Here is a 26027-nt window from a genome sequence, read left to right on the forward strand (position 1 = left end):
GTCAGCCCCGGCTGAGCAGACGGGCGGGAGGCGCGTCCGAGTCCACCCGGACGCCCGCCACCCAGGTCCCGGCGACGGCGCCCATCAGGGTCGCGCCGTCGAACGCCGAGACCGGGTTGCGGTGCCGGAGCGCCGTCGCGTCGACCGTGAACGGCGTCTCGGGCGCGAAGGCGACGAGGTCCGCCGCGCCGCCCACCGTGATCGACCCCTTCGGCGGTCGTCCGGCGGTCGAGCCGGCCCCGAGGTCGACGAGCCCCGCCGTGCCCGACGACATCCAGCCCACGACCCTCTCGAGGGGGATTCCGCGAGCACGCGCCCCCGTCCATACCGCGCGGAAGCTCACCTCGAGCCCGGCGATGCCGCCCCAGGCGAGGTCGAACGAGCCGTCGCCGGCGAACTTCAGCGCCGCGGTCGACGGCGAGTGGTCGGAGGCCACGACGTCGATCGTGCCGTCGACGAGAGCCTCCCAGAGCAGCTCGCGGTTGTGCTCGTCGCGGATCGGCGGGCAGCACTTGTACTGCGTCTCGCCGTCGCCGATCGACTCGGCGTCGAAGGTCAGGTAGTGCGGGCAGGTCTCGACCGTCAGTCGCAGGCCCTCGGCCTTGGCCGCCCGGATCGCCGCCAGCGCCGACGCCGACGACAGATGCAGAACGTGCGCCCGCCCGCCGGTCTCGCGCAGCGCGTCGATCACGTGCTCGATCGCGGTCTGCTCGACCGCCTCGGGGCGCGACCGCACGAAGTCGTCGTACACCGCGCCTCCTGCCGTGACCTCGAGCGAGGCCGCGGCGGCGTCGAGCTGGTCCGGGTCCTCGGCGTGGACGATCAGCAGGCCGTCGAAGGCGGTCAGCTCGCGGAGGGCCGCGAACAGCTGCTCGGTCGACAGGTGCGGGAACTCGTCGACGCCCGAGGGCGAGAGGAACGCCTTGAAGCCGAAGACGCCGGCGTCGTGCAGCGCTCGCAGGTCGCCCGTGCCGAGGTTCGACGGGATCACCCCGCCCCAGAAGCCGACGTCGACGACGGACTGCGCCGCGGCGGCGGCCCGTTTCAGGTCGAGCGCCTCGACCGTCACCGTCGGGGGGATGCTGTTCAGCGGCATGTCGACGATCGTCGTCACGCCGCCGGCGGCCGCGGCGCGGGTGGCCGAGGCGAAGCCCTCCCACTCGGTGCGACCCGGCTCGTTCACGTGCACGTGGGTGTCGACGATGCCGGGCAGCAGCACCTGGTCGGGCGGCAGCAGACGGTCGTCGTCGACGCGGACCGTCGTGAACGGCGCGTCGACGGGTCCGATCTCGGCGACGACGCCGTCGCGCACGGCCACGGCGGCCGCCCGCCACTCGCCGTCGACGAGCACCCGCTCGGCGCGCAGCACGAGGTCGACGGGGATGGAGACGACCGGCTCAGGCACGGGTGCCCTCCGGGGTCGACGCGACCCGCGCCTCCTCGGCGGCGGCTGCCTCGGCCGCCTCCGCCTCGAGCTCCTTGCGGCGCTTCCGCAGCAGGTGACCCGCGAGGGCGACGAGCAGCGTCAGCCCGCCCGCGGTCCCCATGCCGATGCCGATGTGCACCTGCAGCAGCAGCGCGCCGACCCCGGCGCCGACCAGGATCATCAGCACCGCGAGCACCCGTCGCGGGAAGTTCTTGCCCGTGCCGCCGGCGAGCTTCGACTCGGAGGCGAGCCCCACGATCGTCGAGGTGACGACGACGGTGGTCACGTCGGCCACCGCGAGCTTCCGCGCCGCGGCGGCCTGCAGACCCATGGCCGCGCCGAGCAGCCCGGTGATGGTGAACGCCCACGGCGACCCCTCGACCGGCAGCACGACGAAGCACGACACCCCGAGGCCGAGCAGCACCGTGCCGGTGACCGAGAACGCGATCGTGCTGCGACCCGACCAGCCCGCGCGAGCCGAGCGGAGCAGGGCCCCGCCGAGCGCGGCGCCGATCATGAACGCGACCAGCGCGACGATCGGGCCCACGATGGGCAGCCCGTCGGCCTGCGCGATCGCCATGCCGAGGATCACCACGTTGCCCGTCATGTTCGCCGTGAACACGCGGTCGAGGCCGAGGTAGCCGACGGCGTCGATGATGCCGGTCGTGAAGGTCAGGGCGAGCATCATGATCAGGTGCATGCGCGCCTGGTCGGCACGGAACTTCTTCACGGGGGTCCTTTCGTCACGGCACGGTGGTCCGATTCTTCCAGCCGAGGAGGCTCGGGTCGGCACGGTCCGCCCGTCGCGTGGATCGGACGCCGGGCTCGAACCCTGTGCGGGGATCAGCCCGCGCGGTACGAGTGCGTCCAGCCGTCCGGCCCGAGCGACCACTCCCGGCGGCGGCTCGCGGTGTCGGGCGCGCTGGTCCAGAAGGTGAGGCGGGTGGGCCGGACGACGAAGCCGGTCCAGCCCGCCGGTTGCTCGAAGCCGTGGGCGTGCTCGCGTTCGAAGGCGGCCCAGCGGGAACGGCGCTCCTCGAGCGGCAGCCCGGCGAAGTCGTGCGAGTTGAGCCAGGCGAGCTGCTGCAGGTACGGCGATCGTGCGCGGTAGGCCCGGGCGATCGCGGGGGCGTCGGCACGCGACGCGACGCCCCGCACGACGATCTGCCGGGTGAACCCCGGCCAGAGCACCGTGATCGCCGCCTGCGGGCGCGCCTCGAGCTGCGCGACCTTGCGGCTGGCGGCGTCGGTGTGGAACACGAAGCCGTCGCGGTCGAACGAGCTCAGCAGCACGGTGCGGGCGTCGGGCCCGCCGTCGGCGTCGACCGTCGAGAGGGTGATCTGCGGTCGGTGGGGGTCGTCGTCCCCGGGCAGCCAGTCGGCGAGCAGGGCCCAGGCGTCGTCCGGCACGCGCACCGGACCCGCACCCACGGAGTTCGCGCCCCGGGGGCTCGCCCCCTCCGGGCCGGCACCCGCGGAGCTCGCGCCCGCGGAGCCGACGTCGACGGAGCTCACGCCCCGAACCCCACCGGCCCCGGCGCCGGACGGTGCCGGAACCGTGCGATCTCGGCCAGCGACTCGACGCCCCGGCGCAGCGCCGTCTCGTAGAGCGTCGCGCCCCACTCGGCGTTCGCCCCGCTCGCGTCGCCCACGACGCCCGCCGGGCCGAAGTCGTCGCTCAGCCAGCCGAAGTGCACGGGTCCGCCGTTGAACCGGACGTACTCGAGATCGATCATGTGATCGGGGATCCACCGGTCGGCCTGCGTCATGTCGACGAGGTCGGGGCGCAGGTGCAGGATCATCGACGTCTCGCTGTGCCCGCCGTGCACGCCGAAGCCGTGCTCGTCGGGTCCGTTCACGCCGTCGCCGGGCGCCATCCCGCTGCCCATCAGGAAGGTGCGCAGACCGAACCGTCGGCGGAGCTCGCGCAGGGCGACCTGCAGCAGGGCGATGTTGCCGCCGTGCCCGTTGTAGAACACCAGCGTGCGGGCCGGGGTCGCCGCGACCGAGCGTCCGATGTCGACGACGGTCTGCAGCAGCGTCTCGGCCGTCAGCCACATCGTGCCGGGCGCCCAGTGGTGCTCGTCCGACTTGGTGTAGGCGAGCGACGGCAGCAGCCAGACGTCCTGCCCGGCCGCAGCCGCCTCCTCGACGACGGCCCGGCCGATCAGATCGGCCATCAGCCAGTCGGTCGCGAGCGGCAGGTGCGGTCCGTGGTGCTCGATGGCGCCCGTCGGCAGCACGAGGATGCTGTCCTCGGTCAGGGCCGAGGCCGCGGCGGGCCCGCTCAGCTCGACGAGGTCGCGCGAGCGGCGGCCGGGCGGGCGACCCGAGGAGGCGCGGGTCGACCCGTCGACGCCGCTCACGAGACCTTCACCCCGGTGTCGACGCCGATGCGTCCGGTGGGCACGGGATGCCCGCCCTTGACCCCGGTGTCGGGGCCGCCGACCGTCAGCGGGTCGACGAGCTTGCCGGGGTTCAGCAGCCCGTCGGGGTCGGTCGTCTCCGCCAGCGCCCGCGTGCGCGCGGGCTCGAAGTCCACGTACCACTGGTGCGGGTTGTGGTAGCCGACGCCCAGGCCCTTGAGCTTCTCGAAGCCCGCGTAGACGTCGGCGGCGCTCGTGTAGACGCCGGCGAGCATGCCGATCGGCCGACCGTGCTGCGACTCGATGTGCAGCATGCCGCCGGGGTAGACGGCGTGCACCTCGTCGATGCGGTCGACGAGGGCGTCGCCCGAGACCTCAACATGGAAGTACGTGTCGGGGTAGGCCTTCTGCAGCCACTCGATCGGGTGGTTGTACGACATCATGCTGATCTTCATCGACGTCTGCGCGCCCTCGCGGACGTCCTCGACACGGCCTCCCGCCTCCTCGACCATCCGGCTCGCCTCGGCGACGGTCGCGACGTCGAGGATGGCCCGGAGGCTCACCCGGCCGGCGGGGATGCCGGGGTCGGCCGGCAGCGCGTCGGCCAGGGTCGGCAGATCGGCGCTGACGAGCCGCGGCGTCGGCTCGAGGTCGGCGAACGGCCTGATGAGGCCGAGGGCCTGCTCGAACGTGTCGAAGCTGGCGAAGAAGCCGCGCCAGTCCTGCAGGGGCTCGAGCTGCACGGTCGCCCGGGCGATGACGCCGGCCGTGCCGTAGTTGTGCACGTACGGCTGCGCGTCGTCGCCCTCGACGTGCACGAGGGTGGCGTCGGGCGCGGCGTGCACGACGTCGAGCGCCGTGACGAAGCCCGAGCTGTTCGACCCGTGCTTGATCGATCCGGTGCCGCCCGAGCCGCCCGACAGGAACCCGCCGAGCGACGACTGGGCCGTCGACGGGTACATGAGGATCTGCTGCCCCGCCTTGTTCGCGGCCTGCTCGAGCGCGACCATCGTCGCACCGGCCTCGGCGGTGATGAAGCCGTCGCCGACCTCGACGATCGCCTTGGCGCGCGTCATGTCGAGCACCAGCCCGCCCGACATCGGGATCGCCTGGCCGTAGTTGCCGGTGCCCTTGCCGCGCGGGGTGACCGGCACGCCGTGGCGGACCGCCGCGGCGACGACCTCGGCGATCTGCTCGGCGCTCGCCGGGTAGGCCACCAGGTCGGCGAGACCGAGGGGCAGCTGCTCGCTGATCACGGGCGAGAGCCGCGAGCCGTCGACCGACGCCTTCTCGCGGGCGGCGAGCTCGACCGAGACGCCGCGCTCGCCGAGCAGGGTGCGGAGCTCGCCCTCGAGGGCGGCCAGCGCCTCCGGGGCTGCGGGGGGACGGATGTCGTTCATGGTGCGTCCTGTCTGGAGAGGAGGGAGGGGGCCCGGCTCGCACCGGGCCCCCGGGTGATCAGAAGCCGAGGCTGATCGTGTCGTCGAGGAACTCGTTCGTGTACAGGTCGGACGGCGCGAGGCCCTCCTTCAGCGTCGAGCCCTGCTTCTCGAAGATCTCCGTGTCGAGGTCGATGATCGTCTGCATGCGCTCCTCGTCCATGTCGCCGACGTAGCCGTTGTCGCCGTCGGTCGCGATCTTCAGCTCCTTCATCTTGTCGACGGCGTACGCGGCGACGTCCTCGTCGTAGACCCAGCCGGTGTCGTACTGGTCGACGAGGTCGACGATCTTCTCGTTGGTGGCCTCGGGCGAGGCGAAGTAGTCGACGTCGGCCTGCTGCAGCACGGGCACGAGCTTCTCGAGGCAGGGGCTGAGCTCCTCGAGGTCGCCGGTGCGGACCGACATGGCCTCGGGGTAGATCGGGTAGCCGGTGTCGTTGATCAGCTGGTAGTCGAGCGGCTCGCCCCAGGCCGAGACCTGGTTCTCGTAGACGAACGGCTCGGCGGTGGCGAAGCCCTGCTGCGCGTCCTTGCCCTGGGCGACGACGAACTTCGCGGGGGTGCCGTCGTAGCTGCCGTCGGTGACCGACTCGGGCACGATCCCGTTGCCGACGAGGTAGTCCATGTAGGCGGCGCCGCCGAAGTAGCGGACGACCCCGCCCTCGGCCTCGAGCTCGGCGCCCAGCTCCTCGATGGTCGACACGTCGGGGTAGGTCGCCGGGTCCCACATGATCATCTGCGGCGAGATGTCGTTCTCGGCGAAGACGGCCGTGGTGGGCAGGTCGGCCGAGTTCTGCACGGCCACGTCGGTGGTGACGTAGCCCATCGTGATCTCGTCGTCCTGGTACATCTGCGAGGGGACGGTGTTGAAGCCGATGGCGGGTCCGCCGGCGCGGATCTCGACCTTCACCCCGGTGGGCTCGCCGCCGATGACGAGGTCGCTCGAGACCGACTTCTGGTCGGCGTCGACGGTGTAGTCGTCGCCGAGCAGCTGATAGGCGTGCCCGTGCTCGGCCTCGGGGTTCCAGTCGGTCTGGATCACCACGGTGGCGGGGCAGACGCCCGAGAGGTCGACGGCCGACCCGCTCGCGGCGGCCTGCGGGGCGGCGTCGTCGCTCGATCCGCCCGAGCAGGCCGAGAGGGCGGCGGCCGTGACGACGACGAGTCCGAGGGCGGTGAGGGTGCGGGAGGCGCGGGAGGTGCGGGGCATGGGGTCTCCTGTCGGGGGTGGAGCAGGGGATGGTGCGGGGCGGGGTGCCGTGGAGCGTGTGCTGTGGATGGTGCGGGGAGGTGCTGTCGGGAGGTGCGGAGGGGTGGTCGAGGAGGCGCGGGTCGACTGGGCGATGCGCGCTGCGGGGGAGGGGCGGCTCAGTTCGCGCTGTACCAGCGGCCGATCGCGAGGCGGCGGAGCCAGCCGAACGCGACGAAGACGACGACGCCGAGCACGCTGGCGACGACGATGGCGGCGAACATCTCGGCGCCGTTGAGGCGCTGGTTCATCACCGAGATCAGGACGCCCAGTCCGCCGTCGCCGCGCTGGAAGAACTGGTCGGCGACGATGGCGCCGATGACCGAGAGGCCGGCCGAGTTGCGGAGGCCGATGAAGATCGAGGGCAGCGCCGCGGGGAACCGCAGCTTCGTCAGCAGGGTGAGGCGCGAGGCGCCCTGCAGCTGGAAGAGCTCGCGCTGGCCCTTGTCGACGGACTGGAGGCCGAACAGCGTGTTCGAGACCATCGGGAACAGCGCGAACATGACCGTCACGATGATGCGCGACGGCATCTCGTACCCGAACAGCGAGCCGATCAGCGGCACGAGCGCGAGGATCGGGATGCACTGCAGCACCACGGCGTAGGGGAACAGCGCGCTCTCGATCCAGCTGGCCTGCACCATGAGCACGGCCCAGGCCATGCCGATGACGATGGCGATCGCGAGGCCGATCACGGCGATCAGGGTCGTGTTGCCGAGGGCCTCGAGCAGGTCGGGGCGGAAGTCGCCGTCGAAGAGCAGGGCCTGGACGACGAGGTGCGGGTACGGCACCAGGAACGGCAGGCCGCGCACCTGGTCGTAGTAGGCGGCGATGGCGTAGCCGACGCCGATCAGCACGAAGAAGACGGCGATCGGCAGCACGATGTTCGTGATGCGGGTGGCCCGCGGAGAGGCCGTCCGCCGGGGCGGCTTCGGCCCCGAGAGGCGGGTGGCCGTCGTGGCGGGCTCGGTGCGCGAGACGCGGGTGTCGACGGCCATCAGTTGTGCCCTTCTCGGAGTGCGTGGCTGACCTCGCCGACGAGTTCGGCGAACTCGGCGGTGAAGCGGATCTCGGGGTCGCGGGGCATGTCGAACGGCACGTCGAACTCGCCGACGATGCGCCCGGGGCGACCGGACATGACGACCACGCGGGTCGAGAGGTAGACGGCCTCCGACACGGAGTGGGTGATGAACAGTCCGGCGAAGCGCTTCTCGACGAACAGGCGCAGCAGCTCGTCGTTCAGTCGTTCGCGGGTGATCTCGTCGAGTGCGCCGAACGGCTCGTCGAAGAGGAACAGCTCGGGGTCGAGGGTGAGGGAGCGGGCGAGGGAGGCGCGCATCCGCATGCCGCCCGACAGCTCCTTCGGCAGGTTCGACTCGAAGCCCGACAGGCCGACCAGATCGATCGACTCCTGCGCCGCGGCACGGCGGGCGGTCTTCGGCGCCCCGTTCAGCTCGGCGAGCAGCTCGACGTTGTCGCGCACGGTGCGCCAGGGCAGCAGCGTGGCGTCCTGGAAGACGTAGCCGATGCGGTCGGTGTCGACCTCGGCGCTGCCGTGCGACGCGTTCTCGAGCCCCGATGCGATGCGCAGCAGCGTGGACTTGCCGCAGCCGGACGGGCCGACGACGGTGACGAACTCGCCCCGGTCGACGGTGAGGTCGACGTCCTGCAGGGCGACGGTGCCGTTGGCGAACCGCATGGCGACGTCGCGGAAGTCGAGCAGGGTGTCGACCCGCGTCGAGGCCGGCGGGGCGACGGGAGGGCTGGCGATGGTCATGATCGGGTCACCGGGTCTCTGCGAGGGTCGGGCGGGGGGAGGCGGGCGTCGCCGTGGAGGACGACTCCGCGAGGGACTCCGCGGGATCGGCGATCGAGCGGGTGACCCGGCTCTCGGCGACGAGTCGGCCGGCGTGGACGACGAAGCGGTCGGCCGACGCGTCGGCGACGACGTCGGCCAGCGAGCCGGCCCGGACGGCCAGCAGCTCGGCACGGGCCCCGGCGGCGACGCCCGCGACGGGCAGCCCCATGACCGATCGCGCCGAGTCGCTGACCGCGGCGTAGGCCTCGTCGATCGTGAGATGTCCGGCGGTGACGAGCAGCATGGCGGTCTCGAGCGCGTCGCTGCGGCCGAGGGGGTTGAAGGGGTCGCGGACGTTGTCGGCGCCGGCGGCGAGACGCACGCCCGCGTCGAGCAGCGGCCGCAGTGCGGTGAGGCCGCGTGGCGTCGAGACCGGGTGGCCCCAGCCCTGCAGGTACAGGTTCGTGATGGGGTTCGCGATGACGCCCATGTCGGCGGCGAGCACGGCCGCGACGATGTCGTCGCGACGCTCGGCGGGCATCGAGCCGAGCCGCGTGCAGTGCCCGGCCGAGACGGTCGTCGTCCAGTCGGCGACACGGCGGGCGTACTCGTCGAGGGTCACGGCCCCGTCGAGGCTCTCGTCGGTGTGCAGGTCGACGCCGACGCCGCGGCGCTCGGCGAGGTCGAGGAGGCGGTGCAGATCGCCGTGCGGATCCCTCGACAGGTGGGGTGCGCCTCCCACGAGGTCGACCCCCAGGTCGAGGACGGCCTCGATGTCGGAGTCGGGGCTGTCCTGCGAGGCGAGGGCGACGATCTCGACGTCGATCAGCCCGCGCAGCTCGTCGCGCACCCGCACCAGGGCCTCGGCGCCGCGGGTCGGCCGGTCGCCGAGCAGCACGTCGACGTGGGTGCGGACGGCGGTCGTGCCCTGGGCGAGCATGGCCAGCAGCTGACGCCGGGCGCGGTCCGCGATGTCGTCGACCGTCATCGTGGCGGCGTAGACGCGCCACGAGGCGATCGCGAGCTCCAGGTCGCCCATCGGCGGGCGGATGGCGTCCCACGAGAGGGCCTTGTCGAGGTGCGCGTGCGGCTCGGCGGGTGCCGAGAGGAGCACGTGCCCGGCCAGGTCGAGGGTCTCGATCCCGGGGGCCGCGGGTGCCGTGCCCGCCGGGAGCACCGCCTCCACGACGTCGCCCGCGATGCGCACGTCGACCACCTCGCCGCTCGGCAGGGTGGCGTTCCGCAGCAGGGAGAGCTGTCGGGGCAGTCGGGTCACGGGGGCCTCTCGGGTCGGGCTGGCGTACGGGCCGTCGGTCGGTCAGAATGTTGATGGCGTCAACATGTGTCAATCTAAGGAGTGCTCGTTTCCGACAGATGACGCGACCGTTTCGCCGTGTTAATTGCTCGCCGAGCACACCGGACCCCGTGGTAGACCTCGTCTGACCACCCGACCGAGGAGGCCCCCCGTCACGTCCCTCGACGCCCCCGTCGACCCGCAGGCCCTGGCCGTCGGCGGTCGGATCCGCGCTCTGCGTCGCGCTCGCGGGCTCACCCTCGTCCAGCTCGCCGCCGAGGCGCAGCTGTCGCATCCGTTCCTCAGCCAGCTCGAGCGCGGACTCGCCCGACCGAGCATGGTGTCGCTCGAGCGGATCGCCCGGGCCCTCGGGTCGAGTCAGGTCGAGATCCTCGAGGTGGTCGACGATCAGCGCACGGCCGACGGGCCGGTCGTCGGCTTCGTCGGGGTCGCCGACGGATCGACCGGACGCTACGGGCAGGCCGCCGCGCGCCTCCTCACCCCGCCCGACCGGCCGTTCCGCGTCATGGAGATGTCGGGCGCGAACCTCGACCCCGGCGACTTCTTCGTGCACGCCGAAGACGAGTTCGTGCACGTCGTGTCCGGCCGGCTGCGCGTCGACCTCGACGACGAGGGCGCCCGCGTTCTGGCCGCGGGCGACTCCCTGTACTACGGCGGCGGCACCCGTCACCGCTGGAGCGCCGTCGGTGACGACGGCTACCGCCTGTTCGTCGTCAAGCAGAGACCGGAGCCCGTGTGACCGCCCCGACCCGCCTCCCCGAGACCGCCCTCGACGCCGTCGTCACCGCCCGCACGCGTGCGGCCGAGGCCGTCGACCTCTTCGAGCTCGCCGCCGCCGACGGATCGCCGCTGCCGCGCTGGCAGCCCGGCGCCCACGTCGACGTCGCCCTGCCCACCGGCGAGGTGCGGCAGTACTCGCTCTGCGGCGACCCGGCCGCCGACGGGTGGCGCATCGGCGTGCTGCGCGAGACCGACGGACGAGGAGGCTCGGCCTGGCTGCACGAGAACCTGGCCGTCGGCGACACGGTCCGGCTCGCCGGTCCCCGCAACCACTTCGAGTTCGAGCCGCGGCGCGGCACGTCGTACGTCTTCGTCGCCGGCGGCGTCGGCATCACCCCGATCTCGGCCATGGCCCGCGCGGCCGCCGCGGCGGGCCTCGACTACGTGCTGCACTACGCCGGCCGGTCGCGCTCGACCATGGCGCTCATCGACGAGCTCGCCGCCCTGCACGGCGAGAGACTCGTGCTGCACGTCGCCGACGAGGGCGGACGCCTCGACGTCGAGGCGCTCTTCGCGGCCCTGGCCCCCTTCACGACGACGTACTGCTGCGGACCCGAGCGACTGGTCGCGGCGGTCGAGGCCGCCGGCGCCGGGCGTCAGGTCGTCGTCGAGCGCTTCGAGGCGAAGGCCGTCGGCGAGCCCGTGCGGCACGAGTCGTTCGAGGTCGAGCTGGCCGGGTCGGGCCTGACGGTCACGGTGCCGCCCGACCGCTCAGTGCTCGACGTGGTCGAGGAGGCCGGCGTGCTCGTGCTCTCGAGCTGCCGCGAGGGCACCTGCGGCACCTGCGAGACGACCGTGCTCGAGGGCGAGGTCGATCACCGCGACTCGATCCTGACCCCTGACGAGCAGGCGGCGGGCGACCGGATGTTCCTCTGCGTCTCGCGGGCGGCCTGCCCTCGCCTCGTGCTCGACCTGTAGGGCCGCGCCTCAGCGGGCGAGGCGGGCGGTGAGCGCGTCGACCAGGTCGTGCTCGTCCGCCCCGACCAGGCGTCCGCCGTCGACGACGCGCCTCCCCGCCACGTAGACGTCCCGCGGTCGTCGCCCGGGCGACGCCCACAACAGCCCGGCGACCGGGTCGGCGACGCCCGCGTCCGCCACGCCCGAGACGTCCCAGAGGCAGAGGTCGGCGGCGGCTCCCGGGCGCAGGTGCCCGAGCTCGGGTCGTCCGAGCCCCGCGGCCGAGCCGGCCGTCGCCATGCCCAGCATCGTCCGCGCGGGGACGGGAGGCCCCACGAGGGGTGCGACCTGCAGAGCCAGCCGGGCGTCCGCGAGCAGATGCCCGGCGTCGTTGCTCCCGCCGCCGCTCGTGCCGAGTCCGACGGGCACGCCGGCGGCCAGGAGCGCCGCGACGGGGGCGATGCCCCAGCCCATCGGCAGGTCGCAGCCGGGGGCGTGCGTCGCCGTCACCCCGGCGGCCGCGAGGCGGGCGATCTCGTCGGTCTCGACGGCGCAGAGGTGCGCGATCGTGACGTCGGGGGCGAGCCAGCCCCACTCGTCGAGCAGATCGAGCGGTCGCCGCCCGTAGCGCTCGAGGGCGATGACGACGTCGACCTGCTCGTTCGCCTGGGTGCGCCTCCGGAGTCCGTGTCGGGCGGCGACCTCGCCCAGCAGCTCGAAGGTCTCGCGGCCGTCGCTGTGCACGCCGGCCGGGCCGACGGCGATCTGCAGCATGCCGTCGTCGGACACGCCGCCGGGCGGGAGGGCCCCGGAGGCGCGGGTCAGCAGACCCCGCACGATCGCGTCCGCGGAGGCCGCCGCCGTCTGCGGATCGTCGCGCGCCGAGCCGCGCACGAACACGAGTCGCCCTCCGAGCAGGGCTGCGGCGTCGGCGACGGCGCGCGCGATCGCCGCGGTGTCGGCCGCCGACACGGCGGGCACCGGCCAGTTGAGGTGGTGGTCGGCGACGGTCGTCACTCCGCTCAGCAGCCCCTCGGCCACGCCGACCGCTGCCGTCGCGGCGACGAGCGACGGGTCGATGCCCGCCGCGCCGTAGGCCCCCGCCATCGTCGGCAGCCAGTCGGCCATGGGGACCCCGCGGGTGCCGGGCAGCGTGCGGAACCCGCTCTGCAGCAGGTGGTGATGCGCGTTGACGAGACCGGGGGTGATGACGCAGCCGCCGGCGTCGAGGGTCTCGGTGACCTCGCCCGACGACCCGTCGACGATCACCCCGCCCTCGACGAAGAGGCTGCCGGTGGTCTCGGTCGCCTCGTCGACGACGATGCGGGTGGCGCCGGTGATCTCGAGCATGGGGCGTGTCTAGCAGCGCCGTGTGTCGCGGACGTTACCGGCGCCTCCTCGGCTCGTCACGGAGGTCGTCGGCTGCGGACGGGGATCCCAGCCGGCCCTCGGAACCGAGGTTTACACTCGCGGACATGTCTGACAGCGCTCCCGACCGCATCCTCATGTTCGGCGCCGAATGGTGCCGGGACTGCCGTCGGTCGAAGGCGCTGCTCGACTCCCGCGGGGTCGAGTACGACTACGTCGACCTCGAGGCCGTCGCCGACGGCGCCGACCGCGCCTACGCGGTCAGCGGTCGCACGAACATCCCCGTCGTCGTGTTCCCCGACGGCACGCATCTCGTCGAGCCGACCGATCCGGAGCTCGCGGCGCGGCTCTGACCGGTCCTCCCGAGGCCGCGCGACCTCGTGCGGCGCCCCCATCTCCGTCTGACGGCGGTGGTCCCGGTCCGCGCCGTCCGCCAGGCTGATCGCGTGAGCACGAATCCTCCTCCACCGCCTGTCTCCGGTGCCGCGAGCCCGGCCGGTCTCCCGCCCCTCCCCGTCGCGCCGCACCCGACCGAGGCGGCCCCGACGCCCACCGCCTACAGCGGCCCGATCGCGGCGTCCGAGCGCTTCATCGCCCCCGACCTGCTGCGGGGCGTCGCTCTGCTCGGCATCGCCCTGGCCAACGCGGTCTACTACATCGGCGGTCGGGTGATCGGGCCCCTGGGTCGCCCGGTCGACGGCTCGACCGGCGACCACGTGGCCGACGTCATCGTCGGCACCTTCGTCGACAACCGGGCCTTCCCGCTCTTCACGCTGCTCTTCGCCTACGGCTTCACCGTGCTCGTCCGGCGTCAGGCCGAACGCGGCGTCGATCGCCGTCGGGCCCGCTCGCTCCTGCTGCGACGCAGCCTCTGGCTGCTCGTCTTCGGCGCCCTCCACGTCGTGCTGCTCTTCGAGGGCGACATCCTGTTCAGCTACGGGGCCCTCGGTCTCGTGCTCGCGGCGATGTTCGCGGCGAGCGACAGGGTGTTCCGGGTCGTCGGCTGGTCGACGCTCGCGATCTTCGCGCTCGCCTCGGGCGCCGACGGCGTCGGCGGGGGAGCGGGCGATCTCTCGTGGCTCCCCTTCGATCAGACGACGCTGCTCGGCGATCTCCTCTGGCGGGTGCTGGCGCTCGTCGCCCTCGTCTTCAGCGCGCCGCTGACGGTCGCCATGCTGCTGCCGATCGCCGCGCTCGGCACGCTCCTCGGGCGTCGCCGGGTGCTCGAGCACCCCGAGCAGCACGTCGTCCTGCTCCGCCGCCTCGCCCTCATCGGGTTCCCGATCAGCATCCTCGGCGCGTTGCCCCTCGTGCTCGCCTCGACCGGCGTCGGGGAGCCCGGCCCGGTCGCCCTCTACGCCCTCGGCGTCCTGCACGGGACGACCGGCGTCGCGGGGGCCCTGGCGCTCGTCGGCCTCGTCGGCTGGTGGGCCGCCGGCCGGGCCGAGCGCGTCTCGGCGGGCGCCCGGCCCGGTGCCGTGCTGTCGGCGCTCCTGGCGGTCGGCCGCCGGTCGCTGACCTGCTACCTGCTGCAGTCGGTGCTCTTCGTCGTGCTCCTGAAGCCGTGGGCGCTGGGTCTCGGCGTCGGGGCGGGCACGCTGCGGGTGGCGCTGATCGCCGTCGGCGTGTGGCTGGTCACGGTGCTCGTCGCGGTCGTCCTCGAGCGCACGGCGACGCCGGGGCCGGCCGAGCGCCTCCTCCGCCGCCTGAGCTACGGCCGCTGAGCGCCGGGTGGCCGAGGGCCGGGTGGGCCATGCTGGGGTCGTGACCGACTCCTCCTCACCCTCCGCCGCGCCTCCTGCGCCTCCGATCGATGCGGACGCCCGCGCCCATCACTACGGGGTCTTCTACTCCCTGGCCGAGGGGCCGTCCGACGACGTCGCGATCGTCGTCGGCAACTGCCAGGCCGAGAGCCTGCGTCAGATGCTCGAGGGGCCGGGGCTCGCGACGGTGCGCATCCCCGCGGTGCACGAGCTGACCGCCGCCGACCTCCCGTACCTGCAGCACTGGGTGTCCCGGGCGTCGGTCCTCGTGTCGCAGCCCGTGCGCGACGACTACCACGGTCTGCCCCTCGGCACGGCTCAGCTCGCGGCGGTGCTGCCGGCCGGGGCCCGACTGCTGCGGGTGCCCGTGGTGCGCGTCGCCGGGCTGTACCCGACGCATGCGATCGTGCGTCCGCCGAGCGACACCTCGCTCGTGCCGCCTCTCGTCGAGTACCACGACCTGCGCGTGCTGGTCGAGGCCGCCATCCGTCGCGAAGGAGGCGCGGTGCCCGTCACCGGCGTCGCCGGCCGACTCGACGCCCTCGCCGTCCGCACCGTCGCCTCCGAGTCGCTGGCTCAGCTGCGCGCCCGCGAGGCCGCGAACGCGACCATCGTGCTGTCCGACCTCTTCGAGCAGCCGTCGTTCGAGCAGATGCGGACGCTGAACCACCCCGGCAATCCCGTCTGGAGCACCGCCGCGTCACGGGTGCGTGAGGCGCTGGGCCTGCCCGATCACGTCGTGGACCCGGGTCGTCCGCTGCTCGACCGGGTGCACGCGCCCCGGCTGGCTGCCGTCATCGAGACCTTCGGCCTCGCCGACGAGCCGACCGAGCACTGGATCGTCGACGGAGCCGTCGTGCCGACCGACGAGGTGCGCGCCGCCCACCTGGCCTGGTACGCCGAGCACCCCGACGCCGTCGACGCCGGGCTCGCCCGTCACAGCCCGGCGCTCGCCGCCCTCGACCTCCGCTGACCCCGCCCGCCCCGCCCGGGGGGGGCGATCAGGCGCGGCGGCGACCCTCCGCGACGATCGTGCCGACCGCCTCCTCGATGTGGGGATGCTCGAAGGCGTAGCCGCCGTCGACCAGGCGCCGCGGTTCGATCCAGCGGCTCTTGAGCACGAGCTCGCTCTCGGTGCGGAAGACCGCCATGCCGATCTCGAGCATCCAGCGGAACGCGGGCAGACCGAACGGCATGCCGACCGCGCGTCGTGCGACGCCCATCATCGTCCGGTTGTCGACGGGGTTCGGCGACGCGATGTTGACGACACCCTCGACCTCGTCGTGATCGCGCAGCCACATCAGCGAGCCGATCATGTCGTCGATGTGGATCCAGCTGAACTTCTGGCGGCCGCCGGGGGTGGCGCGGCGGTGGTAGGTGCCCGCCCACAGGCGCGCGCGGGTGGCGGGCCACCGCCCGTCGAGCTGGGGGCCGCCGAGGCCGGCGCGGGCGAGGTTGAGCAGCGGCGCGAGGGCGCCGGCGTCGCCGAGCACGATCGCGATGCGCAGGGCGACCCGGCGCGTGTGCGGCAGGTCGGGGGCGAACAGCGCGTCCTCCCAGGCGGTGGCGACGTCGACGGAGAAGCCCGAGCCGATCTCGCCGTCGGCCTCCGACTGGGGTCGGTCGTCGGCGTGACGGTAGATCGTCGAGGTCGACGAGTTGAGCCAGAGCCGAGGAGGCGCGGCGCAGGCGGCGATGGCCTCGCCCAGTTCGCGCGTGGTGGCCACCCGCGACCGCACGATCTCGGCGCGGTTCGCCGGCGAGTACCGGCAGTTGACGCTCTTGCCGGCGAGGTTCACCACCAGGTCGGCGCCGTCGAGCAGAGCGGTGATCGCGGCGGTGTCGCCCCAGCGGGCGTCGGGGCCGTGGCGGCCGATCAGGCTGACCCGGGCGCCCTCGGCGCGGAAGGCGTCGGCGAGATGGCGACCGATGAAGCCCGAGGCGCCGGCGAGGACGACGTGCTGAGTCACCGGACGCCTAGTCGGCGTGGGTCGGAGCAGGCGACGTCGTGCGATCGTCGACGATGGCGTCGGTCGCGAGTTCGCGGAGGGAGTCGATGCCGTTCATCGCCGCCCCCTTCTGGCCGTAGGCCTCGGACGTCGCGACGACCTCGCCGGCGGCCGTGGTCAACGCGAAACGGAACATGCCGTCGGCGTCGTGCGTGACGATGAATCTTCCAGCCATGGGAGCTCCTGAATGAGAGTGCGCGACGCGCTGTCGGTGGTCACACCCTACGACGCGCCCCTCGGCTGCGACCGGGCCCGTCGCGCCGCCTTGACATCTGGCATGTCACATTGCAGACTGAGCCGGCCGCGATGCGGCCATCGGCTCCGATCCCCCCGTCGAGCCGGTGGCCGCGTCGTCGGTTCCGAGGGCGTCTCGGGGTTCGACCCGCGCCTCCTGCTCCCCCCCCCCGGTCAGTCGACCAGGACGACGGCCATGGCGGACTTCAGGGCCTCGCGATCGCGACGCAGCCGCGTGACCTCGGCCTCGAGTTCGGTGATGCGGTCCGCGGTCGAGGCGTCGAGCGAGCCGGGGCGCCGTGCCGGTGGGGGTCCGGCCAGGGTCGTCGACGGGCCCGTCTCGTCGGCCGACGAGCCCGAGCCCGAGTTCGATTCCGGCGTCGCGACGGCCTCGGGGTTCTGGGCGCGCTCGTGGGCGCGGAGCCAGGCCCGCAGCGACTGCTCGCCGACGGCGAACTCCACCGCGGTCTCGCGGATGACGGCGCGGTTGCCCGGCTCGGACTCGCGTCGTTGCAGGACCCGAGCGAGCGACTGCTCTCGGACGGCGGTGCTGTACTTCTGCTCGAAAGGCAAGGTGGTCTCCCGTGATCGATGCGGCCGACGTGCCCTTTGGCAATCGACCGTGATGACCATAACGCAGTCGGGTGGGCCGACATGCCATCATCGTCATGTCACATGACAGGATCGCAGATGGTCGTACTGCTGCCCGGACGTCCGCCCGTCCTCCCCACTATCTCGGGCTCGACGCCTTAAGGTGGCTGGTGTGTGGCGCGCCGACAGACAGCATGACGACGACGACGACGGAACCCGTTCCGAGGTCGTCCCGACGAGCGCGCCCGGTGGCGCGCACTCCCCGCACACCGTGAGCCTCGGTGATCCAGGGCTCTCGGTCGGCAACGCGGCCGAGCCCGTCTGGGCGGTCTGGCGTCAGCAGCTGGGCGAGATCGGCGGACGATCGACCCTGCTGCACTTCGGCGACGAGCAGCGCGCCCGCATCGAGCTGAGCACGACCCACCCGGGCGGTCTCGCGCAGTTCATCACCGGCAAAACGACCCTCCTGTCGAGCCTGATCCGCGACGACCTCGCGCTGCGCACCGCGCGGCTGGCGGCCGGCGAGATCGCGGCCAAGGGTCTCGAGCTGGCCACCGTCCGCGGCATCGACGCCGTGCACCTGGCGATCGGCGTCGCCGCCTGGTCGCACGCGGGCCACGACTACCGCGCCCCGGTGCTGCTCCGTCCGCTCGCTATCCGCCGGCACGGGCGCGACTTCGAGGTGAAGCTGCTCGGCAGGCCGTTCCTCAACCCGGCTCTCGTCGACGCGCTCCACGAGCAGTTCGACATCGCGCTCGACGCCGAGTCGTTCGTCGCCCTGGCCAGCCGCGAGGGGTCATTCACGCCGAACCCGGTCATCGACCGGCTGCGCGGTCTGACGGCGCACCTCGAGTGGTTCACCGTCCAGCCCCGACTGATCGTCTCGACCTTCGCCGAGGTCGGCACCGAGATGGCGCTCGACACCCGCGAGCTCGGGCACCCGGTCCTCGACGCCCTGACCGGGAACGCCATGGCGCTCCGCCAGGTGGCCGAGGGGCATCGCTCCGCCTCGGCGACCCCGCAGGACGAGCGGAGCCCCGAGACCGACACCCTGCTGCTCGACGCCGACCCCGAGCAGGAGAACGTGGTCGCGCAGATCGCCGCCGGCAACTCGGTGGTCGTCAAGACCCTGCCCGGCACGGGCGGCACGCAGACCATCGTCAACGCGATCGGTCGTCTCGTGTCGCAGAACAAGCGCGTGCTCGTGGTCAGCGCCCGACGCGCGACCCTGAGCGGCATCGGCGACCGCCTCACCGAGGTCGGTCTGCCCGGCGTCGCCGTGGCGCCGAAGACGCTGCGACGCGACGTCGTGCGGGCCATCGGCCGCAACGAGAAGGCGACCCGTCCTCAGATGGGCGAGGTCGACGACGCCCTGGTGCGTCTGCGCAAGGTGCTCGTCGACTACCGGGGCGCCCTCAGCAAGCGGGACCCGCGCCTCGAGGTCTCCGTGCTCGACTGCCTGACCGAGCTCTCGCGTCTCGCCCTGCTGCCCGCGCCTCCGGCCACGACCGCGCGACTCAGCCGCCGCAGCATCGAGGCGATGGTCGACGGCCGCTCACGGGTCGCCGAGACGATGGTCAACGCGGCGAACCTCGGCGAGTTCCGCTACGGCCCGGGCGACTCGCCCTGGTACGGCTCGCAGTTCACGGACTCGTTCGGCGCCGGTGACGCTCATCAGCTCGCCAAGAACCTGCACCACCGCGATCTGCCCCGCCTGCTCGAGCGCGCCGGCGACGTCATCGGCAAGACCCGGATGCGACCGTTCGAATCGATCGCCGAGCTGGGCGTCTACCTGCGCCTCCTGACCGAGATCCGCGACACGCTCGACAAGTTCCTGCCGGTGGTCTTCGACCGGTCGGTCGCCGAGCTCGTGGCGGCGACGGCGCCGAAGCGCGAGGCCCCCGACATGTCGAGCGCGAACCGGCGTCGGCTGAAGAAGCTCGCTCGCGAGTACGTCCGCCCCGGGGTCCACATCGCCGACCTGCACGGCGCTCTGCAGCGCATCCAGCAGCAGCGGTACGAGTGGCAGCGTTTCGTCGCCGCGGGCACGCCCCCCGAGGTGCCCACCGGCATCGCCGACACCCACGTGCTGCACCAGCAGGTCTCCCACGACCTCGAACGCCTCGACCGCCCGCTCGGTCTCACCGGCGACGAGGGGCTCACCGAGATCGGCGTCGTCGAGCTGCAGCAGCGGCTCGACGCCCTGGCGGCCGAGAGCGACGTCCTGCAGAACCTGCAGGAGCGCACCGAGCTGATGACGACCCTCCGCGACCTCGAGCTGACCCCTCTCCTGACCGATCTCGCGAACCGGCACGTGCCCGAGCAGCAGGTCGCCGCCGAGCTCGAGCTCGCCTGGTGGCGATCCGCGCTCGAGTCGCTGCTCGAGGCCGACCGCGCCCTGCTCGGGGCGAACACCGCCATGCTCGACCGTCTCGAGGCCGACTTCCGGCTCGTCGACGAGGCGCACGCCGCCGGCAGCGCCCAGCTGCTCGGCTGGCTGCTCGCCGAGAACTGGACGATCGGTCTGGTCGACTGGCCCGACGAGGCCGCCGCCCTCAAGCGCCTCCTGCGCCAGGAGCACGTGACCGCGCGCCTCCTGCACGACGCCGCCCCGCACCTCTCGCGGTCCATCGCCCCGGTCTGGCTGGCCTCGCCCTACGAGGTGCACACCATCGCCGACACGGTGCCGTTCGACACGGTCATCCTCGTCGACGCGGGCGCCACGACCATCGCCGAGAACGTCGGCGCGATCCGTCGCGGCAAGCAGACCGTGGCCTTCGGAGACCCGGTCACGCAGACGCCCTCGGAGTTCGACATCGCGGTCACGCCCGGCAAGCGCCCGCCGTCGCACGACGACGCGACCCTCGAGGCCCTGCACGCCGACAGCGCCCTGGCGCGTCTGTCGACCCTGCTGCCGACGCTCTCGCTGACCCGCAGCTACCGGGCCGGCGGCGAGGACCTCGCCGAGCTGGTCAACCGCCGCTTCTACGGCGGGCGTATCGAGTCGCTGCCCTGGGCGGGGAGCTTCCTCGGTCACGGCAGCATCGCGCTCGACTACGTCTCGGGCGGAACGGCCGTGCCCGACCCCGAGTCCGGCGCCGTCGAGAGCGTCGACGCCGAGGTCGACCGGGTCGTCTCGCTCGTGGTCGAGCACGCCCGCACGCGGCCCCGCGAGTCGCTCATGGTCATCACGGCCAGCGCGAAGCACGCCGTACGCGTGCAGCAGGCGGTGCTCACCGCGGTCTCGGGTCACAAGGACCTCACCGAGTTCGTGGTCGGCGACCGCGCCGAGCCGTTCATGGTGGCGACCCTCGAGCAGAGCGTCGCGCAGAGCCGCGACCACGTCGTCTTCTCGATCGGCTACGGCCGCACGCCGCACGGTCGGGTGCTGAGCGACTTCGGTCCGCTCGGGCAGCCGGGCGGCGAGCGTCTCCTCGCGGTCGCGATGACGCGGGCCCGTCGCTCGATGGTGATCGTCACGTGCTTCCAGCCGAGCGACATCGACGGCGGCCGCATGGGCCACGGGACGGTCGCGCTCTCCGAGATCCTCACCGAGGTGCAGGTCCGCACGACCGCGGAGCACGTCCCCGACGACAGCGACCCGATGCTGGTCGACCTCGCCCGACGACTCGAGGCCAAGGGCATCCCCGTGGCGCTGGGTCACCGCGGCAAGCTCGGCCTGGTGGCGGCGCACGACGGCGTCTGCGTGACGATCGAGACCGACACGACCCTCTCGCGCACGAGCCTCCGCGAATCGCTGCGGGCGCGTCCCGAGACGCTCCGCCGACTCGGGTGGCACTACGTCAGGGTGCACGCGTTCCAGCTGTTCACCGACCCCGATGCGGTGGCGTCGCGCGTGGCCGAGGTCCTCGGCATCGAGGGATCGCGCACCAGCGAGATCCCGAGCGTGCCGGCCAGCCAGCACGTCAACCGCGGGTGAGTCGAGGAGGCGCGGCGTCCGACGACGACGCCCCCGACGTCGTCGAGGCGGTCGCGCAGCACCCCCTCGTGGTGCGGCGTCGCGGCGGGCGTCGGGTCTCGACCGACCCGGTGCCCGGCAGCGATCCGACTCCCGCACCCGAGCCTCCTCGGCACGCCTCGGCCGAGAACGACGCGCAGCTGCGCGCCGACGTGCCGCCTCACTGGGGCTGACCCGCACCGCGGCGTGGGCTTGAGGCGTGGGCTGGCGGCGTCGGCCGACGCACGGCGTCCGCCGGACGCACGACGGCCCGCCACGGGAGCGTGGCGGGCCGTCGCGGAAGCGGGGGAGCTGCGGTTCAGCGGCTGCCGAGGGGTCCGTTGGCGCCGGTGCGGTCGGTGCCTTCGGCGAGCGGCGCCGCGTGCGAGCCCGACCCGGCGGCCGGCGCGCTCTGAGCGCGCAGCAGGTCGCGGATCTCGCTGAGCAGCTCGACGTCGGTCGGCGGCACGTCGGTCGGCGTCTCCTCCGCCGCCTGGCGCGCGAAGGTCCGCTTCAGGAGGTGGTTGACCGGCAGCACGAGGCAGAAGTAGACCACCGCGGCCACGATCACGAACTGGATCACGGATCCGAGCACGGCTCCGAAGAGCAGCTGGGCGTCGCCACCGTCGCCGAGGGTCGGGATGCTGACGATCAGGCTGTCGTCGAGCGAGGAGGCACTGAACGCCGCGCCGATCAGCGGGTTGAAGATGTTCGTCACGAGCGAGGTGACGATGGCGGTGAACGCGGCGCCGATGACCACGGCGACGGCCAGGTCGATCACGTTGCCGCGCAGGATGAACTCTTTGAAACCCTTCACGGGCGTGCTCCTTCGGGTCGATTGATGACAGAGCCTGTCGGAGACGACCTAACCACGGGGCGGCTCGGCCCGCCAGTCACTTCGCTGCGGCCCCGCCACCGGAGGAGGAGCCGGATCCGCTGGAGCCGGAGGACGGCGTCGACGACGACGACGCGCCTCCTGAGGTCTTCGCCTCGGAGGAGCCGCCCGTCGAGGGCTTGTCTCCGGAGCCGGAGCCGGAGCCGGAGGCCTTGTCGCCCGACCCGGTCTTCGACCCGGCGCCGCCGCCGGAGCCCTTGGCGCCGCGCGAGTCGGTGCGGTAGAAGCCCGATCCGTTGAAGGTGACGCCCACGGGGCTGAACACCTTGCGCAGCTTCCCCTGGCACACGGGGCAGACCGTGAGGGTGTCGTCGGTGAACGACTGGACGATGTCGAAGGCGTTGTCGCACTCGGTGCAGCGGTAGGAATACGTGGGCACAGGGATCCTCGTCGGAGAGCGGGCCGCGTCAGAACTCGTGGACGCCGGAGGGCGTCACGACCCCGTCGACGGGCTGGTCGTGGCGTTCGCGGGGCACGGTGTCGACGTACTCGGGATCGAACACCACAGCATAGACCGGGGGCCGTTTCTCCATCGAGCCGAGGGTCTTGTCGAAGTAGCCGCGGCCCCAGCCCATGCGCATGCCGCCGTGGTCGATGAGCGCCGCGGGCACGACGATCAGGTCGACGTCGTTGATGGCCATGGGGCTCAGCACCTCGCCGACCGGCTCGGGCAGGTCGAAGAGCCCGCGGGTCTCGCTCTCGCCGTCGCCGACGGCCCAGTCGAGCAGGCCGTCCTCGCGCGAGATCGGGAACAGCACGCGGATGCCGTTCTCGAAGGCCCAGTTGACGAAGGGGCGGGTGTCGGGCTCGTCGGCCGTCGAGAGGTAGGCCGAGATCGAACGCACCTCGAGGCTCGTCGCGAGGTCGATGAGGTGCCGGGTGATGCCGACGCTCGCCTCGGCCCGATCCCGTCCGGTGCGGTTGCGGCGCCGCTGGCGGAGCTCGGCTCGCAGGGCGCGTTTCTCGTTGCCGACCTCGTCCGTCATGCGCCCAATCGTAAGGGGAAGAATCGGCGCGCCCGCGAGGCCCCTCCGATCGGTACGCTGACCCGCATGGGCTTCTCTATAACCAAAGCAGTCATTCCCGCAGCGGGTCTCGGGACTCGGTTCCTCCCCGCGACCAAAGCCATGCCGAAGGAGATGCTGCCGGTCGTCGACAAGCCGGCGATCCAGTACGTCGTGGAGGAGGCCGTCAACGCCGGCCTGACCGACGTGCTGATGATCACCGGCCGGAACAAGAACGCGCTCGAGAACCACTTCGACCACGTGAGCGAGCTGGAGGAGACCCTGCGCAAGAAGGGCGACCACGACAAGCTCGCCAAGGTCAACCAGTCGACCGACCTCGCCGACATGCACTACGTCCGTCAGGGCGACCCGCTCGGTCTCGGCCACGCGGTGCTCCGCGCGAAGATGCACGTCGGTCGCGAGCCCTTCGCCGTGCTGCTGGGCGATGACATCATCGACGCGCGTGACCCCCTCCTGAACCGCATGATCGAGGTCCAGGGCCAGAAGAACGCGACCATCGTCGCGCTGCTCGAGGTCGACCCGTCGATGACCCACCTCTACGGCATCGCGACCGTCGAGGAGACCGACGTCGACGACGTCGTCAAGATCACCGGCCTGGTCGAGAAGCCGGCTCAGGGCGAGGCGCCCTCGAATCTCGCCATCATCGGTCGCTACGTCATCCGCCCCGAGGTCTTCGACGTCCTCGAGAAGCAGGAGCCGGGCAAGGGCGGCGAGATCCAGCTGACCGACGCGCTGATGAAGATGGCCAGCGCCGAGGAGTGGACGGGCGGCGTCTACGGCGTCGTCTTCCGCGGTCGTCGCTACGACACCGGCGACAAGCTCGACTACATCAAGGCGATCGTGCAGCTCGCCAGCGACCGTGACGACCTCGGCGCCGAGCTGCGTCCGTGGCTCAAAGAGTTCACGGCCGGACTGGAGTAGGCGAGCGCACCTGTGGCGACCATTCCCACGCTGGCGGAGGGGCGGATCGGCATCCGGCCCCTCCGTCTGCGTGACACCCGCGACCTCGACGCGGCCCTGTCCGAGAACCGCTCGTGGCTTCGCCAATGGGAGGCCACGAACCCGAACGGCTTCACGAACCACGACGTCCGCGGCAGCATCCGCGCTCTGCAGACGAACGCGCGCGCCGGGCTCGGCCTGCCCTTCGCGATCGAGCTCGACGGCCGCTTCGTCGGTCAGCTGAACGTCAGCGGCATCACCTACGGGTCCCTCGGCTCGGCCACGATCGGCTACTGGGTGACGCAGTCGGCCGCCGGTCACGACGCGACGCCGACGGCCGTGGCGCTCGCGACCGACCACTGCTTCCGGGTGCTGGGGCTGCACCGGATGGAGATCTGCATCCGACCCGAGAACGCCCCCTCGCTGCGGGTCGTCGAGAAGCTCGGCTTCCGCTACGAGGGTCTCCGTCGGCGCTACATCCACATCAACGGCATGTGGCGCGATCACTTCTGCTTCGCGCTCGTCGCCGAAGAGGTGCCCGAGGGGGTCCTCGCCCGCTGGAGGAGCGGCACCGTGCCGGTCGGCCAGGGCGGCGTCCCGCCCGCGGCCCTCGCCGAGGCCGGGCGCGCGCTCCCGATCTGAGCGTCACCGCCTCCTCCGAGCCGCGCGGCGCACATCCGTCCGCGAATCGGGCAGACACACCTGTCGCCTAGGCCTCGCGGCCCCCTCCGCACTCATACCTTTGTCACCATGAACATCGAGTCCTGGGGTGGTGGCGCCGTGCTGGCGCTGGTCGCCGTGCTCTGGGTCGCGTATCTCGTGCCCACCTGGCACAAACGTCAGGAGTACCTGGCCACCGAGCGCAACGCCATCCGTCTCCAACAGACGCTCCGCATCCTCGCGCAGACCGCCGAGCTGCCCGAGGAGGTCCGCGTCGAGGCCAACGCGCGATCCGTCGCGCAGGCGCAGCGGATCCTCCGAGACGAGGAGGCGCGGCGCGAGGCCCTGAGGAGGGCGCACGAGGCCGCGCGCCAGCGTGCGATCACCCGCGAGCTCGCCGCCGCCGGTCCGAAGCTGTCGGCCGCCGACCGCGACCCGGCCCTGGCCGCGCGCCGACTGCGCCGGTCGCGTCTCGTGTCGACCGCGATCCTCATCGTCAGCCTGATCGCGATCGTCGTCGCCGTCGCGAACCTGCAGGCCGCCTGGCTGCTCGGCGTCGCCGGTCTGGTCTTCGGAGCCGGCGCGGTGGCGATGCTGTCTCAGCTCGCCGCCGTGTCGCGTGCCCGGTCGAGGCGCCAGGTCGTCGCCGAGCCCCGGGTGGCTCAGCCCTTCCGCGACTTCGCCGACGGGTCGCCGCAGTCGACCGGCACCGAGGAGGCGCGCGAGGGCGAGCAGACCGCCTCCCGTCAGTGGACCCCCGTCCCCGTGCCGAGGCCGCTGTACCTCCGTCGTGGCCGTCAGCGTGCCGTCGCCGGGGCCGGCATGGCGCCGCGACCGGCGCCGTCGGCACGGACCGACATCGAGCCGGACCTCCGCGCCGAGGCGGCGCGATCGGTGCAGGCGCTCCGCGAGGCGCAGCTCGACGCGCTCCGTCAGGCGGCTCGGGCCGAGGCGGCCCTCATCGCGCCGACGACGCGCACCGTCCGCGAACGGCCCGCCACGCCGGCGGCCGAGGCGACCACCTCGGCGGCGTCGGCCGCTGCGGCCGCGGAGCCCGCGCCTCCTGCACCCGACAGCCGCTTCGCCCGCATGGGCATCATCGACGACCTGGGTCAGCCGTCGATCCGGCTCGACGAGGCCCTCGCCCGGCGCCGCGCCGTCTGACCCGGCGAGGTTGGAGCGCCCCTGCGGGGGTGCTATCGTTGCAGAGCGGCTTCCGGGGCTATGGCGCAGTTGGTAGCGCGTCTCGTTCGCAATGAGAAGGTCAGGGGTTCGAATCCCCTTAGCTCCACGGAATGCAGAGAGGCCCCCGGCGACG

The 26027-nt window shown here is 72.7% G+C and carries 26 protein-coding genes and 1 tRNA gene; 11 read left to right on the plus strand and 16 right to left on the minus strand.

Annotation, left to right across the window (positions count from 1 at the left end; genetic code table 11):
* Position 1: 1 nt before the first annotated feature.
* The 9 genes from allB to ASF89_RS04670 all read right to left on the minus strand — a co-directional run bounded on the left by allB (position 2) and on the right by ASF89_RS04670 (position 9551).
* On the minus strand, positions 2-1405 hold the full coding sequence (gene allB, locus ASF89_RS04630) for an allantoinase AllB (protein WP_235483981.1): 1404 nt from the start codon (positions 1403-1405) through the stop codon (positions 2-4).
* Positions 1398-2156, minus strand: coding sequence for a DUF1275 family protein (locus tag ASF89_RS04635; RefSeq protein WP_235476273.1), 759 nt, complete (start codon positions 2154-2156; stop codon positions 1398-1400). The genes allB and ASF89_RS04635 overlap by 8 nt, the downstream gene beginning before the upstream one ends.
* Positions 2157-2269: 113 nt before the next feature.
* Complete coding sequence (locus tag ASF89_RS04640; RefSeq protein WP_055812407.1) at positions 2270-2941, minus strand: pyridoxal 5'-phosphate synthase; 672 nt, start codon at positions 2939-2941, stop codon at positions 2270-2272.
* A complete protein-coding gene (locus tag ASF89_RS04645; protein WP_055794181.1) occupies positions 2938-3792 on the minus strand; it encodes a creatininase family protein in 855 nt (284 codons plus the stop codon). The genes ASF89_RS04640 and ASF89_RS04645 overlap by 4 nt, the downstream gene beginning before the upstream one ends.
* A complete protein-coding gene (locus ASF89_RS04650) occupies positions 3789-5192 on the minus strand; it encodes an FAD-binding oxidoreductase (RefSeq protein ID WP_055794183.1) in 1404 nt (467 codons plus the stop codon). The genes ASF89_RS04645 and ASF89_RS04650 overlap by 4 nt, the downstream gene beginning before the upstream one ends.
* Before the next feature lie 58 nt (positions 5193-5250).
* Positions 5251-6441 (minus strand): hypothetical protein, encoded by a 1191-nt coding sequence (locus tag ASF89_RS04655; RefSeq protein WP_055794185.1) that lies wholly within the window; start codon positions 6439-6441, stop codon positions 5251-5253.
* Between the two features lie 158 nt (positions 6442-6599).
* The gene (locus tag ASF89_RS04660; RefSeq protein WP_055812410.1) at positions 6600-7475 is read right to left on the minus strand and encodes an ABC transporter permease; all 876 of its coding nucleotides are present in this window, start codon (positions 7473-7475) and stop codon (positions 6600-6602) included.
* Positions 7475-8254 (minus strand): ABC transporter ATP-binding protein, encoded by a 780-nt coding sequence (locus tag ASF89_RS04665; protein WP_156357238.1) that lies wholly within the window; start codon positions 8252-8254, stop codon positions 7475-7477. The genes ASF89_RS04660 and ASF89_RS04665 overlap by 1 nt, the downstream gene beginning before the upstream one ends.
* Positions 8255-8261: 7 nt before the next feature.
* Positions 8262-9551 carry an amidohydrolase family protein gene (locus ASF89_RS04670; RefSeq protein WP_055812413.1) on the minus strand — a complete coding sequence of 430 codons (1290 nt, stop codon included), beginning with the start codon at positions 9549-9551 and terminating at the stop codon, positions 8262-8264.
* Between the two features lie 124 nt (positions 9552-9675).
* Between ASF89_RS04670 and ASF89_RS04675 the strand changes: the two genes are divergently transcribed.
* Both ASF89_RS04675 and ASF89_RS04680 read left to right on the plus strand, forming a co-directional pair.
* Entirely contained in the window at positions 9676-10329 is a 654-nt protein-coding gene (locus ASF89_RS04675) for a helix-turn-helix domain-containing protein (protein ID WP_200937093.1), read from the plus strand.
* On the plus strand, positions 10326-11288 hold the full coding sequence (locus tag ASF89_RS04680; RefSeq protein ID WP_055812416.1) for a PDR/VanB family oxidoreductase: 963 nt from the start codon (positions 10326-10328) through the stop codon (positions 11286-11288). The genes ASF89_RS04675 and ASF89_RS04680 overlap by 4 nt, the downstream gene beginning before the upstream one ends.
* Before the next feature lie 9 nt (positions 11289-11297).
* Here ASF89_RS04680 and ASF89_RS04685 read toward each other — a convergent pair whose 3' ends face one another.
* Complete coding sequence (locus ASF89_RS04685; protein WP_055812425.1) at positions 11298-12617, minus strand: amidohydrolase family protein; 1320 nt, start codon at positions 12615-12617, stop codon at positions 11298-11300.
* A 125-nt stretch (positions 12618-12742) separates the two neighbouring features.
* On the opposite strand from ASF89_RS04685, the gene ASF89_RS04690 reads away from it, so the two are divergent.
* The 3 genes from ASF89_RS04690 to ASF89_RS04700 all read left to right on the plus strand — a co-directional run bounded on the left by ASF89_RS04690 (position 12743) and on the right by ASF89_RS04700 (position 15371).
* On the plus strand, positions 12743-12988 hold the full coding sequence (locus ASF89_RS04690; protein ID WP_055794195.1) for a glutaredoxin family protein: 246 nt from the start codon (positions 12743-12745) through the stop codon (positions 12986-12988).
* Between the two features lie 93 nt (positions 12989-13081).
* Entirely contained in the window at positions 13082-14359 is a 1278-nt protein-coding gene (locus ASF89_RS04695) for a DUF418 domain-containing protein (RefSeq protein WP_082489835.1), read from the plus strand.
* Between the two features lie 40 nt (positions 14360-14399).
* Positions 14400-15371: a WcbI family polysaccharide biosynthesis putative acetyltransferase gene (locus ASF89_RS04700; protein WP_055794197.1), complete on the plus strand. Its 972-nt coding sequence runs from the start codon at positions 14400-14402 to the stop codon at positions 15369-15371.
* 28 nt (positions 15372-15399) lie between these two features.
* On the opposite strand, the gene ASF89_RS04705 is transcribed toward ASF89_RS04700, so the two are convergent.
* The 3 genes from ASF89_RS04705 to ASF89_RS04715 form a co-directional block, all read right to left on the minus strand.
* Positions 15400-16368, minus strand: a complete 969-nt coding sequence (locus ASF89_RS04705; protein ID WP_055812427.1) for an epimerase — start codon at positions 16366-16368, stop codon at positions 15400-15402.
* Between the two features lie 7 nt (positions 16369-16375).
* Positions 16376-16582, minus strand: coding sequence for a DUF1508 domain-containing protein (locus tag ASF89_RS04710; RefSeq protein WP_055794201.1), 207 nt, complete (start codon positions 16580-16582; stop codon positions 16376-16378).
* A gap of 233 nt (positions 16583-16815) precedes the next feature.
* On the minus strand, positions 16816-17214 hold the full coding sequence (locus ASF89_RS04715) for a hypothetical protein (RefSeq protein WP_055812433.1): 399 nt from the start codon (positions 17212-17214) through the stop codon (positions 16816-16818).
* 190 nt (positions 17215-17404) lie between these two features.
* Here ASF89_RS04715 and ASF89_RS04720 point away from each other — a divergent pair, with 190 nt between their 5' ends.
* Positions 17405-21172: an AAA family ATPase gene (locus ASF89_RS04720; protein ID WP_055812436.1), complete on the plus strand. Its 3768-nt coding sequence runs from the start codon at positions 17405-17407 to the stop codon at positions 21170-21172.
* Complete coding sequence (locus tag ASF89_RS04725; protein ID WP_055794207.1) at positions 21169-21384, plus strand: hypothetical protein; 216 nt, start codon at positions 21169-21171, stop codon at positions 21382-21384. Before ASF89_RS04720 ends, ASF89_RS04725 begins: the two co-directional genes overlap by 4 nt.
* A gap of 125 nt (positions 21385-21509) precedes the next feature.
* Here ASF89_RS04725 and mscL read toward each other — a convergent pair whose 3' ends face one another.
* From mscL to ASF89_RS04740, 3 genes are all read right to left on the minus strand, one after another.
* Positions 21510-22007 (minus strand): large conductance mechanosensitive channel protein MscL, encoded by a 498-nt coding sequence (mscL, locus tag ASF89_RS04730; protein WP_055812439.1) that lies wholly within the window; start codon positions 22005-22007, stop codon positions 21510-21512.
* Positions 22008-22083: 76 nt separating this feature from the next.
* A complete protein-coding gene (locus ASF89_RS04735; RefSeq protein WP_055812442.1) occupies positions 22084-22464 on the minus strand; it encodes an FmdB family zinc ribbon protein in 381 nt (126 codons plus the stop codon).
* Positions 22465-22492: 28 nt separating this feature from the next.
* A complete protein-coding gene (locus ASF89_RS04740) occupies positions 22493-23071 on the minus strand; it encodes a 5-formyltetrahydrofolate cyclo-ligase (protein WP_055794211.1) in 579 nt (192 codons plus the stop codon).
* Positions 23072-23137: 66 nt separating this feature from the next.
* On the opposite strand from ASF89_RS04740, the gene galU reads away from it, so the two are divergent.
* From galU to ASF89_RS04760, 4 genes are all read left to right on the plus strand, one after another.
* Positions 23138-24031, plus strand: a complete 894-nt coding sequence (galU, locus tag ASF89_RS04745; RefSeq protein ID WP_055794212.1) for a UTP--glucose-1-phosphate uridylyltransferase GalU — start codon at positions 23138-23140, stop codon at positions 24029-24031.
* A 12-nt stretch (positions 24032-24043) separates the two neighbouring features.
* Positions 24044-24691, plus strand: coding sequence for a GNAT family N-acetyltransferase (locus ASF89_RS04750; protein WP_055812445.1), 648 nt, complete (start codon positions 24044-24046; stop codon positions 24689-24691).
* Between the two features lie 108 nt (positions 24692-24799).
* Positions 24800-25873: a DUF3040 domain-containing protein gene (locus ASF89_RS04755; RefSeq protein ID WP_156463312.1), complete on the plus strand. Its 1074-nt coding sequence runs from the start codon at positions 24800-24802 to the stop codon at positions 25871-25873.
* Positions 25874-25927: 54 nt separating this feature from the next.
* Positions 25928-26000, plus strand: a tRNA-Ala gene (locus tag ASF89_RS04760).
* Positions 26001-26027: the final 27 nt, after the last annotated feature.

Origin of the sequence: Frigoribacterium sp. Leaf172 (assembly GCF_001424285.1) — a bacterium.
Classification (GTDB): domain Bacteria; phylum Actinomycetota; class Actinomycetes; order Actinomycetales; family Microbacteriaceae; genus Frigoribacterium.